This window comes from Sphingomonas faeni (assembly GCF_040407565.1).
Classification (GTDB): domain Bacteria; phylum Pseudomonadota; class Alphaproteobacteria; order Sphingomonadales; family Sphingomonadaceae; genus Sphingomonas; species Sphingomonas faeni_F.
Genome location: NZ_JAPZPR010000008.1, coordinates 27,142 through 38,768, shown reverse-complemented (window position 1 = coordinate 38,768; position 11,627 = coordinate 27,142). Strand labels below are relative to the sequence as shown.

10 protein-coding genes are annotated in these 11,627 nt (G+C 66.9%); 3 read left to right on the top strand and 7 right to left on the bottom strand.

All coding sequences use genetic code 11. The annotated features are described in order from the left end of the window. The first annotated feature begins 22 nt into the window (after positions 1–22). The 3 genes from O6Y00_RS16555 to O6Y00_RS16545 all read left to right on the top strand — a co-directional run bounded on the left by O6Y00_RS16555 (position 23) and on the right by O6Y00_RS16545 (position 4,434). Positions 23–2,509, top strand: a complete 2,487-nt coding sequence (locus O6Y00_RS16555; RefSeq protein ID WP_353443704.1) for a glycosyl hydrolase 115 family protein — start codon at positions 23–25, stop codon at positions 2,507–2,509. Then, entirely contained in the window at positions 2,499–4,043 is a 1,545-nt protein-coding gene (locus tag O6Y00_RS16550; RefSeq protein ID WP_353443703.1) for an MFS transporter, read from the top strand. Before O6Y00_RS16555 ends, O6Y00_RS16550 begins: the two co-directional genes overlap by 11 nt. Positions 4,044–4,161: 118 nt before the next feature. Then, a complete protein-coding gene (locus O6Y00_RS16545) occupies positions 4,162–4,434 on the top strand; it encodes a hypothetical protein (protein ID WP_353443702.1) in 273 nt (90 codons plus the stop codon). Here the strand turns inward: O6Y00_RS16545 and O6Y00_RS16540 are convergent. The 7 genes from O6Y00_RS16540 to rhmD all read right to left on the bottom strand — a co-directional run bounded on the left by O6Y00_RS16540 (position 4,431) and on the right by rhmD (position 11,475). Beyond that, entirely contained in the window at positions 4,431–5,267 is an 837-nt protein-coding gene (locus O6Y00_RS16540; RefSeq protein ID WP_353443701.1) for an alpha/beta hydrolase, read from the bottom strand. The two genes, O6Y00_RS16545 and O6Y00_RS16540, sit on opposite strands and share 4 nt — an antisense overlap. Then, a complete protein-coding gene (locus O6Y00_RS16535; RefSeq protein ID WP_353443700.1) occupies positions 5,267–6,349 on the bottom strand; it encodes a glycoside hydrolase family 43 protein in 1,083 nt (360 codons plus the stop codon). The genes O6Y00_RS16540 and O6Y00_RS16535 overlap by 1 nt, the downstream gene beginning before the upstream one ends. Then, on the bottom strand, positions 6,346–7,413 hold the full coding sequence (rhaT, locus tag O6Y00_RS16530; RefSeq protein ID WP_353443699.1) for an L-rhamnose/proton symporter RhaT: 1,068 nt from the start codon (positions 7,411–7,413) through the stop codon (positions 6,346–6,348). The genes O6Y00_RS16535 and rhaT overlap by 4 nt, the downstream gene beginning before the upstream one ends. Further along, positions 7,410–8,312 carry an amidohydrolase family protein gene (locus O6Y00_RS16525; RefSeq protein ID WP_353443698.1) on the bottom strand — a complete coding sequence of 301 codons (903 nt, stop codon included), beginning with the start codon at positions 8,310–8,312 and terminating at the stop codon, positions 7,410–7,412. The genes rhaT and O6Y00_RS16525 overlap by 4 nt, the downstream gene beginning before the upstream one ends. Positions 8,313–8,643: 331 nt before the next feature. Continuing rightward, positions 8,644–9,393, bottom strand: a complete 750-nt coding sequence (locus O6Y00_RS16520) for an SDR family NAD(P)-dependent oxidoreductase (RefSeq protein ID WP_353443697.1) — start codon at positions 9,391–9,393, stop codon at positions 8,644–8,646. Beyond that, positions 9,390–10,247 carry a fumarylacetoacetate hydrolase family protein gene (locus O6Y00_RS16515; protein ID WP_353443696.1) on the bottom strand — a complete coding sequence of 286 codons (858 nt, stop codon included), beginning with the start codon at positions 10,245–10,247 and terminating at the stop codon, positions 9,390–9,392. Before O6Y00_RS16515 ends, O6Y00_RS16520 begins: the two co-directional genes overlap by 4 nt. A gap of 43 nt (positions 10,248–10,290) precedes the next feature. Continuing rightward, positions 10,291–11,475 carry an L-rhamnonate dehydratase gene (rhmD, locus tag O6Y00_RS16510; protein WP_056065412.1) on the bottom strand — a complete coding sequence of 395 codons (1,185 nt, stop codon included), beginning with the start codon at positions 11,473–11,475 and terminating at the stop codon, positions 10,291–10,293. Between the last annotated feature and the right edge of the window lie 152 nt (positions 11,476–11,627).

Below are 11,627 nucleotides of genomic sequence, written 5' to 3'. Positions count from 1 at the left end.
GGCCGAGCCGGTCGCACGTCTCGTGTCGTTCGAGCCCGGGGCGGGTCTCGCACTGGCGGACGCGCAAGGCATCGCGCGCGTCGTGACGGCGCCGGGCGACCACGAGGTCGTCCGGATCGCCGCCGCCGACCTGACGAGCGACCTCCGGCGGGTGACCGGTGCCACGACTGCCAACGGCACGCAGATCTGGCTCGGCACGCTCGGTCGCAACCCCGCGATCGACCGGCTGGTCCGGCGGGGCGCGCTCGACGTCTCGAAACTGCGCGGCGCGTGGGAGAGCTTCATGATCGCCACCGTCGCCAACCCCGCACCCGGTATCCCGGCGGCGCTGGTGATCGTCGGCAGCGATCGTCGCGGAACCGCGTTCGGCGCGTACGAGCTGTCGCGCGCGATCGGTGTGTCGCCGTGGCATTGGTGGGCCGACGTCACGCCAGAGCATCACGCCGCGATTTATGCGGCGACCGGTCTCCACCGCTTCGGGCCGCCATCGGTCCGGTATCGCGGGGTTTTCCTCAACGACGAGGACTGGGGGCTGCAGCCCTGGGCTGCCGGCACGTTCGAGCCCGAGGCCGGCACGATCGGGCCGAAGACCTATGCCAAACTGTTCGAGCTCATGCTGCGGCTGAAGGCGAACATGGTCTGGCCGGCGATGCACAAGGTCACCGCGCCGTTCAACGCGAACCCCGAGAATGCGCGCCTCGCCGACCGCTATGCGATCGTCATGGGATCGAGCCATGCCGAGCCGATGCTGCGCAACAATGTCGGCGAATGGACGGCACCGGCGACGGATTTCAATTATTTGACCAACCCCGCCGGAGTCGCGGACTATTGGAGGGCGCGCGTCCGGGCGAACGGCCAGTACGAGAGCGTCTGGACGCTCGGGATGCGCGGCATCCACGACAGCGGGATCGTCGGCCCGACCAGCGACGATGCACGCCGGTCTTTGCTCGAACGCATATTGACCGATCAGCGCGCGATGCTGGCGCGCGGCGTGAATCGGGATCTGACGCGCGTTCCTCAGGTCTTCACGCCGTACAAGGAAGTCCTCGACGTATATCGCGGCGGGCTCAAGGTACCCGACGACGTCACGCTGATGTGGCCCGACGATAATTTCGGCTATATCCGTCACGTCCCCGATGCCGCCGAGCGCGCGCGGGCGGGCGGATCGGGCATCTATTATCACTTGTCCTATCTTGGCGCGCCGCTGTCGTATCTCTGGCTGTCGACCACCCCGCCCGCGCTGATTCGCGAGGAACTTGGGCGGGCTTGGGATGCGGGTGCGCGGCGGATGTGGGTGGCCAATGTCGGCGACCTCAAGCCCGCGGAACTGGCCACCGACTATTTCCTGCAGCTTGCGTGGGACGTACCGGGCACGCGCGGCAAACCGATCGATACCGTCGTCGGGGACTGGGCGGCCGGCACGGTCGGCGCCGATGTCGCGTCGGAGATCGCCGCGATCATGGCCGAGCATCACCGGCTGAACTTCCAGCGCCGGCCCGAGCATCTGCAATGGTGGCTGCCCGGCGAACTCTCGAAGCCGAGCCCGCTTGCCCCTGCCGACATCGCAGCCCGCCTTGCCGCCTTCGATACGTTGCGCGCGCGCGTCCGCTCGATCGCGCCGCGCGTTGCACCCAACCGTCGCGACGCGTTCTTCGAGCTGGTCGACTACCCGGTAACCGCGGCTGCGCTCGCGAACACGCGCATGTTCGACGCCGGGGCGCATGATCGCTTGCGCGACATCGATCCGGATAGCGCGACAGTCGCCGGTGAGCGATCCCGAGCAGCGGACGCGGAAATCACAGCGCTGACGCGCCGCTACAATACCGAGATCGCGGGCGGAAAGTGGCGTGGCATTATGGCCGTCGAACCTGCCGATGGGCAGTGGCGTCGCTATCGCTTGTCGCCACCGATCCTGCCCGCCCCAGCTATAGCTCCTCAGCGGAGTAAGGGGCCCAATTGGAATGCCCTTGGTGAGATCGCGCCGTCATCCGTTACCTCGGCCGTGCCAACTGGGCCCCGGCCTTCGCCGGGGAAGCGGGAAGTTTTGCCGGCTTCGACGATCGTGGTTGAAGCGGAGACTTCGGAGAGCCTGCGCAATGGCTCGCGCGTGGTCGACGGCCTCGGCCGCAACGGTGCGGCGGTAGCCGCGGCGGCGGCGGCAACGCTGTCGTATAACGTCACGCTCCCCCCTGGTCGTTGGCGGCTCGCAGCGGAAATGTTGCCGACCTATCCTACGACTGAAGGCGACGACCTCGCGGTATCGGTCGCGATCGACGGCGGGATACCCGTTCGTGTCGGTGTCCCCCGCAAGACCGGCGACCGGGCATGGGCGCTCGCGGTACTCGACAACCGTCTCGACCTTGCGCTGCCGACACCGCTCGCGGCCGGACGGCATAGCGTGTCGATCGGCATCGACGACCCCGCGATCCTGTTCGACGCGCTGCGCTTCGATCCGCTTACATCTTCTCCAGCCAACGCCGGTACCCAAGGACTTTCGCATGGCCACTGATCCGATCGCCGCCCGTCCGGCCCTGCCGCTCGCGCCTGCCCGTCCGGTGCGCTGGTACAATTTGCTCGCCTATGGTTCGAACGACGTGCTCGGCGCGGGGTCGATGGCGGTCATCAGCACGTGGATCCTGATTTTCTACACCAGCTTCTGCGGCCTGTCCGCGGCGCAGGCGACGATCATCTTCGGCGTCGCGCGCGTGCTCGACGCGTTTACCAGCCCGACGATCGGCCACCTGTCGGACAATCTCGGGCGGAGCTGGCTGGGGCGCAAGTTCGGGCGGCGGCGGTTCTTCATTCTCGCCGCGATCCCGCTGCTGCCGTCGTTCGCGATCATGTGGGTCGCAGGGCAAGGCTTCTGGTATTACCTCGTGACGTACGTGCTGTTCGAGATGGTCTACGCGATGGAGATCATCCCGTACGAGACACTCGCGTCGGAAATGGCGACCGACTACCGCACCAAGGCGAAGTTCGCGGGCGCGCGCATCCTGTGCGGCCAGTGCTCGGCGATCGCGGCGGCGTTCCTGCCGGGCTGGCTGATCGCGTATCTCGGCCCGGATTCGCCCGACACGTATCTGTATATGGGCATGATCTTCTCGGTGCTGTTCATGGGTGCCGCGGGTCTGCTGTATGCGTTCAGCTGGGAACGGCAGCGGCCCGAGGGGCTCGACGAGGTCCAGGCGGTCGAGAAGCCGTCGCTCGGCGCGGCGTTCAAGGCGCTGTACCGCAACCTGTTCTCGACGTTGCGGATCCGCGCGTTCCGCCTGCATCTGGGCATGTATCTGGGCGGCTATATCAGCCAGGACATCTACAACGCCGCATTCACCTATTTCGTGATTTTCGCGCTCGCCGGATCGACCGCGGTGGTCGCGAACCTGGTCGGCGTGACGTACATCGTTCAACTCGTCGCAGTGGTGCTGGCGATCAACTTCGCGCTGCGGCTGTCGCCCGCCGCCGCATACCGGTTCGCGGCGTTGAGCTTCGCGATCGGCGTGGTGATCTTCCTCGCGATGTACGCGGCGGGCTATACCGCGACGTCGGCGCTGTTCTGGCTGCCGGTGGTGTTCGCCGGGTTGGGGCGCGGCGCGCTGAACTACATCCCCTGGGCGACCTACAACTATATGGCCGACGTCGACGAGATCGTCACCGGGCGCCGCCGAGAAGGCGCGTTCGCTGGCGTGATGACGTTCGTGCGGAAAATGAGCCAGGCGCTGGCGGTGATCCTCGTCGGGCAGGTGATGCAGGCATCGGGCTTCGTCTCGAAGGCGACCGCGCAGAGCCCGCAGGCGATCTACGCGATCGTCGCGGTGCTGGGCGCGGGGACGATCGCGATGCTGGTGTTCGGCGTTCTCGTGTCGACGCGGTTCCGGCTGACGCCCGCCACGCATGCGATCCTGCTCGAGGAAATCGAGCATCTGCGGCGCGGCGAGCGGACTCCATCGACGCCGGACAACGCGCGCGTGGTCGAGGACCTGTCGGGCTGGTCCTATGACAAGCTGTGGGGCAACAACCCCGTCGCGGCGGCGGGCACGCGGTGATCCTGCTTGCCGCTGCGTTGCTTGCCGGCGCGCCGATCGCGCCGAAGCCGCTGTTCCGCGATCCGGTGCACGACGGCGCCGCCGATCCCTCGACTGTCTACGACCCCGCCCGCCGCGAATGGGTGATGTTCTACACAACCGCCGCGCCGACCTGCCGATGGCCGACGCGAAAGACGTGCGCTGGGTGCACGGTACCGCGATCGGCACCGCGCGCTCGCGTGACGGCGTGCGCTGGCGCTATTTCGTCCAGCAGTCCGGCGAACCACAGTCCGCGCGCGATCCCGAATGGCACCGCCGCAGCGTGCTGCAGATCGCCGAACTGAAGGAGGCAGGCGGTATCCTGACCGTGGACCGCGACGCACCGACCGAGATCCGGCTCGCGCGCCGTTAGTCGAGAAAGCCGACCTGCCGCAGCCACGCCTCGCACAGCGTCGGCCAGATCGAGACGGGGAGCCCCTGCGTATCGAGCGCGAAACCGTGCGGCGCGTCGGCGAAGACGTGGAGTTCGGCCGCACCGCCGGCGTCCTGCCACGCCGTGTGGAGCCGGCGGGCGTTCTCGACCGGGACGACGGGATCGTTGCCCGCATAGACGATGAACGCAGGCGGCGGCGACGGCAGAAGTTGCGCATCGGGTTGCAGCCGATCGTACATCGCCTGTTTCTCGACCGGCGGCAGCGGCGGCTTGTCGGCGATGATCGTGCGCCCCGCCGCGTTGGTGGAGATCGGGGCATAGCCCATGACCATCACGTCTGGCCGCGTCGGCGCGTCGGGATGACGCGTTGCCGGCGCCGCCCACTCGTCGGGATACGCCGCGGCGAGGCAGGCCGCCAGATGACCGCCCGACGATAGTCCGACCACGCCGAGCCCTGCCGCCGCCAGACCGCTCGCGCGGATGCGACGCATCGCCTCGCGCGCGTCGTCGAGCGGTGCGGCGATGCCGTTGGCGGCGTTGGGGAAGCGGTGGATCAGGACGAACGCGTGATAGCCGAGCCCGGTCAGCCAGGCCGCGACCTGCACCCCTTCCCTGCCCGCCATCAACTGCGTGTAGCCACCGCCGCCAAGCACGAGCATCGCCCGGCCATTGGGGTTGGCGGCACGGAACCCGAGCAGCATTGGCTGGCCGACCGCCGTGACGACCGCAACCCCGGCCGCGACCGAGGGATCCTCGAACGTCACCGCGGGCTCGTCCGCCCACAGCGGCCACACATCATCTGCACCCAGCATCACGAACACCCCGGTTTAGCGTTGTCGAACGACGAGTGCCCCGGCGTGCAGGGATGCGTCGGATACGCCTCGCCGTCGAGTTCGGTCGCCTCGCGCACCACCGCCAGCCGGTCGCCCTCGTCACGCATCTCGTACAGCTTGCCGAGCGCGAAATTGAAGGGCCGGTGGAGGATCATCATCAGTCGCCCGTCGAACGCGCGGAACAGCATGCCGTGGCCGCTGTCGCGTTCGACGAGTGGACCGAGTTGCTCCCACGGACCTTCGACGCCCCCCGATCGCGAGCGCGCCTGCCCCTCGACATAGCCCTTCTTGCCGTAGCTCGACCACAGCATCAGCAATGCACCGGTCTTGCTGCGGTAGAGTTCGGGGCCGTCGGTGACATAGACCGTGTCGCCATCGGGCTGTTTCTGGCCGACCACCCACGCTGCGTCGTTCGCACTGAACAGCCGCTTCGCCGGGCCCGCCGCGGACAGGTCGTCGTTCAGCGGCAGCGCTTCCATCGTGCCGATCGTCGTCTGCCACCATTCATGCGCGTAGACGAGCCACGGCTTGCCCTTCGGATCGACGTACAGCGTGCCGTCGAGCGACATCTGGTCCTTCGACACGATCGGCTCGCCGCCCCGGACCAAGGCGTAGGGCCCGTCGATCTTGTCCGCGACCGCGAGGACGGTGCCGCGGCGATAGGTCGCGCGCTTGCCGTTGGGCGTCAGCGGCGACGCGGGATCGTGGAACGTCGCGAAGAGATACCAGCGGTTCTTCCAGCGGTGCACTTCCGGCGCCCAGCTTCCCGCCTTGGCCCAGACGTCGCCGGGCAACACGAACACCAGCCTGGGCCTGGTCCAGTGCTTCAGGTCGCGGCTCGCATACATCATCGTGCCCAGACGCGAGTCGCCGGTCATCGCGACCTCGTTGCGGGTGAAGAGGTAGTAGGTGCGGCTGGCCTTGTCCGCGACGATCCACGGATCGTGGAGGTGCATTGCGGTCATCACCAGCGGGGCGTCGAGCTCGCGCGGCGGAGTCGCGGGTGCGGCCCCCGAGAATGCCAGCAGGCTGGCGGCGATCAGGTGCGCGATCCGGGTCATGCGACGGTCTCCACCGCTATGCTGTTGCCATAGCCGATCACCACGGTCGCGATCAGCAGCAGTGCGACACCCGCCCACACCACAGCCTTGATCCGCGCGCCGGCGTCTTTCCACTCGCGGAACGCAAAGCCCCACAGCGTGCCGAAAATGATGATGCTCGCCATGTGCAGCGTCCAGCTCGAGAAGCCGAGGCGGCCCATCTGGCTTTCGCCCATCGTGTAGAAGAAGAACTGGAAATACCACGTCACCCCCGCGAGGGCGCTTAACGCGTAGTTGCGCAGGAGCGGCGGGCGTTCTCCCTGCTGCCCTTGACCCAGCCATTGCGCGGCGCTGCGGTTCCTGACGATCAGCCACGCGCACCAGGCGCCGTTGGTGAAGAGCCCACCAGCCATGATCAGGCACAACACGGGAAGCCCGGTCCAGAGCGGCCCGGTTCCCGCGGTCGCCGACAGCGCCTTGATCGGTTCGCCCGCGGCCAGTCCGAACGCGAAGCACGCGGACATGATCCCGGCGCCGATCGCGACGACGATGCCCTTGCGGAAATCGAACTCGGCGACGACCGCCAGCTTCTGCTCCGGCGTCAGCAGCGCATCCTTCATCGCGCCTGCGATCGCGACGACGACGATACCGGCGAGCGTCAGGCCGATGCCGGCGAGGACGATGTTGCCGGACGTGGTCGCGATCAGCTTTTCGTGAAACTCGCCCGTGAACACCGGCGGGATCAGCGTGCCGAACACGGTACAAAGGCCAAGCACGACCGCCATGCCGAGCGACAGCCCGAGATACCGCATGACGAGCCCGTAGCCGAGCCCGCCAAACCCCCACAGCACGCCGAACATCACCGGCCACCAGAACGCGCCGTCCGGTGCGCGCCCGAGCACGCCGAGCAGATCCTGCGTCTGAAGGCTGGCGAAGAACCACGGCGCGACCAGCCACGACACGATACCGCCGGTCAGCCAGTAGATCTCCCACGACCAGCGCTTCACCCCGCGATAGGGGACGTAGAAGCTGGCCGATGCGAGCCCGCCGAGCCAGTGATACAGGACCCCGAGCAGCGGGTTCACAGGTCGAGACCCAGCCGGTAGATCCGGTTCGCGTTACCGCCGAACAGCGCGCGGCGTTCGTCTTCGGCGAAGTCCGCGACCAGCGCGTGATAGGTTTCGAGGTAGCGATCGATCGGCGCGAACAGCGTGTCGGTCGGCGCGTCGCTGGCGAACAGGCAGCGTTCGGTGCCGAACAGGTCGATCGCTTCGCGCAGGAAGGGCCGCACGGTTTCCGGCGTCCAGTCGCGCGCGATGAAGCCAAGCCCCGACAGCTTGATCGCGACATGCGGCAGTGCCGCGACCGCGCGCAGGCCGTCGCGCCATTCCGTTATGCCATCGGGATCGGTGAGCACGGGCATGCCGAGGTGGTTGATGATGACCGGAACGTCGGGATGACGCGCGAGCAGCGGCGCGACGCCCGGCATCTGCGCGGGATAGCATTGCAGATCGAACGAGAGCGCGTGCGTACGCAGCAGCGCGTAGCCCGCCTGCCACCGGGTATCCTGCGTCAGGTCACGCGCCGTGTAGTTGCGAGCTCGATTGGCGTGCCAGTTGACGATCTGGCGAATGCCCCGAACACGGGGGAACGCAGCCTGCGCAGCGAGGTGCGTCTCGACGTCGGGATCGTCCAGCGGTGCGTAGGCGACGATCGCGTTGGGCAAGCCGTGCTCGGCGGCGATCCCGTCCAGCCAGCGTGTCTCGTCGAGCGCCTGCACCGGGTCCGCACCCGCGTCGACATGCACCGCGCCGACGACATTCCACCGCGCGAGCGCCGCGCGGTACTCGGCGATTCCGAAGTCGCGCGCGATCGGCTCGACGCTGCCATTGGGGCCATCATCGGCGAACGGCGGCGACAGCCACGCATAGCGGATGTGGCTCAGGTCCCACAGGTGGATATGCGCATCGACGAACGGGATCATTGCACGTCTCCTGGGATGTAAGCGCCGTGCCACCTCGTGTCGGGCGGTTTTTGGCGGAGTTGTAGTCACACCCGTCACCCCGGACCTGTTCCGGGGTCCACCGTGCCGCAAACCAAGTCCCATCGATCTTGCGGCACCGTGGATGCCGGAACGAGCCCGGCATGACGGAGGGATAAGACTGTCGGCTCGATAAATCCTCCCCCGCCAGGGGGAGGTGGCGCCGAAGGTGACGGAGGGGGAGGATGCGGAACAGCGGTTCCCCCTTTCCTCCCCCTCCGTCTGGCAAGGGCCAGCCACCTCCCCCTGGCGGGGGAGGATACAGAACTCACCTCTAGAACGTCGTCCGTCCCCCCGACGTGTCGAAGGTCGACGCCGTCGTGAAGCTGCATTCCTCGGACGCCATGAAGCACACCATCGCGGTCGATTCTGGGATCTCGCCGAGCCGCCCCATCGGGATCTTCGAACGCATATATTCGACCTGGCTCGCGGGGAGCTGTTCGAGGATCGGACTCTCGAACGTCGCCGGGGTCAGCGCGTTGGCGATGATGCCCTTGCCCGCGAGTTCCTTGCCGAGCGACTTGGTCAGGCCGATCACCGCGGCCTTGGTCGCCGAATAGGCGGACGCGTTGGGATTGCCTTCCTTGCCCGCCACCGACGACACGTTGACGATGCGGCCATAACCGTTCGCGAGCATCAACGGCACGACCGTCCGGCAGCAATAGAACAACCCGTTCAAATTGATGTCGACGACGCGCTTCCAGCTGTCGAGCGGGTATTCGTGGACCGGCGCGGTCGCCCCGGTGATCCCCGCCGAGCAGATCAGGATGTCGACCTTGCCGAGCACGGCCGCGCTCTCGTCCGCCGCCGCGACGACCGCATCGACGTCGGACACGTCGAGCGCGACGACGTGCGCCGCCCCGACCTCGTCCTTCGCCACCGCGAGCTTGGCGGCGTCGAGATCCCAAAGCACGACGCTGCCACCCTCCGCGACGATCCGCCTGGCGACATCCTTGCCGAGCCCCGACGCGCCGCCAGTGACGATCGCGCAGCGACCGGCAAACCGCCCCCCATAGATCGTCATGCGATCGAACCTTCACCCAGATGACGCCATTCGACGACCGACTGACGCTGCGTGCCGAGCCCGGCAATGCCGAGTTCCATCACGTCGCCCGCCTTCAGGAAGATCGATTCGGGCTTCTTGCCCTCGCCGACGCCCGGCGGCGTGCCGGTGATCAGGAGGTCGCCGGGGTACAGCGTGATATATTCGCTGACGTAGGAAATGAGCTGCTTCAGGTCGAAGATCATCGTCTTCGTGTTGCCGGTCTGCATCCGCGCGCCGTTGACGTCGAGGTGCATGTCGAGGTCCTGCGCGTCGCCGATCTCGTCGGGCGTCACCAGCCACGGGCCGACCGGGCAGAAGGTGTCGTGCCCCTTGCCCTTGCTCCACTGCGACCCGCGCTGCTTCTGGTTGAAGCGCTCCGACACGTCGTTAGCGAGGACATAGCCGGCGACCTTGTCGAGCGCCTCGTCCTCCGAGACGTAGCGGCAGGTCTTGCCGATGATCACGCCTAGCTCGACCTCCCAGTCGCCATGCGTCGAACCGCGCGGCAGGACGACGTCGTCGTTCGGACCGCTGAGACTGGACAGCGGCTTCATGAACATCATCGGTTCGGTCGGGATCGGCAGGCCGGACTCGATCGCGTGATCGCGGTAGTTGAGGCCGATCGCGACGATCTTGCCGATGCCCTTGATCGGAACGCCGTAACGCGGCGTACCGTCGACGACCGGCAGCGACGCGGGATCGGCCGCGAGCGCCTGCGCCAGCGTTGCGACGCTGAGGTCGTCGATCACGCCCGACAGGTCGCGGATCGCACCATCGGCATCGACGATGCCGGGCTTTTCCTGGCCGGGTTGACCGTAGCGGCAGAGTTTCATGAAGGGACTTTCGGAAAAGAGAATGGCGAAAAGAGAGACTGGATCAATGCGTGTAGGGGCGGTGCATCGCGATCTCGGGGTTGAGCGTGACGCCGAACCCCGGCGCATCGAGCGCACTCGCCTTCATCCGGCCGTTCTGCGGCACGGGCTCGCCGAGCAGCTGCGGATGGAACATCGGCACAACCTCGGTCGGTCCGGGATGCATCATCAGGAACTCCGCGAACGGCGAATTGTGGCGCGTGATGACGAAGTGGTAGCTGTAGACCGACGACCCGTGCGGCACGACCATCTTGCCGTGCGCATCGGCCAGCGCGCTGATCTTGAGCAGTTCGGTGACGCCGCCGCACCAGCCGACGTCCGGCTGGATGATGTCGCAACAGTCCATCTCGAGCAGCATCCGGAAGCCCCAGCGCGTCGCCTCGTGCTCGCCGGTGGTGACCAGCATGCCCTTGGGGACGTTGCGCTTCAGTTCGGCATAGCCCCAGTAATCGTCGGGGCTGATCGCCTCCTCGATCCACTTCAGGCCATGCTCGTGCGCGGCGATCGCAAGCCGCGTGGCGTAATCAACGTCGAGCGCCATCCAGCAGTCTAGCATCAGCCAGAAATCGGGACCGCATTTCTCGCGCATGTCGGCGATCATCGCGATGTTCTTCTTCATGCCCTCGGCGCCCTCGGCGGGGCCGTGGTGGAGCGGCATCTTGCCACCGATGAAGCCGAGCTCCTTCGCCACGTCGGGCCGTGCGCCGGTCGCGTAGAATTGCAGTTCGTCGCGCACCGCACCACCGAGCAGATGATAGACCGGCTCCTGCCGCAACTTGCCGAGCAGGTCCCACAGCGCGAGATCGACGCCGGAGATCGCGTTCACGACCAGCCCCTTGCGACCGTAATATTGCGTCGAGAAATACATCTGGTCCCAGATCTTCTCGTACTCGGTCGGCGAGCGCCCTTCGAGGAAGCGCGCGAGGTGCTTTTCGACGATGAACGCCGCGGGCTCGCCACCGGTGGTGACCGCGAAGCCGACCGTGCCGTCCTCCGCCTCGATCTCGACGACCAGCGTGCCGAGCACGTTGATCCCGAAGCTCTGGCGCGACTGGCGGTATTCGGGATAGCGGCTCATCGGCGTCGCGATGTGATCATCGATCCAGTGGCCCGCGCCCTGATCATGATAGTCGGCACCACCACCACGGACGACAAACGCCCGGACATGCTTGATCTTCGGCAAAGTCACAACCGCCACGCTCAACGCTCCTCATCCCTCGCGCCCCACCGGAAGCGCGTCGCACGCATCATCGAACACCACTCTCGCCCTGATCGTCCGGCTCCGTTAGACCCGAGTTTGCAGCACGATCACGCGACGCTCGACGCTTTGCGTCGTCTCAT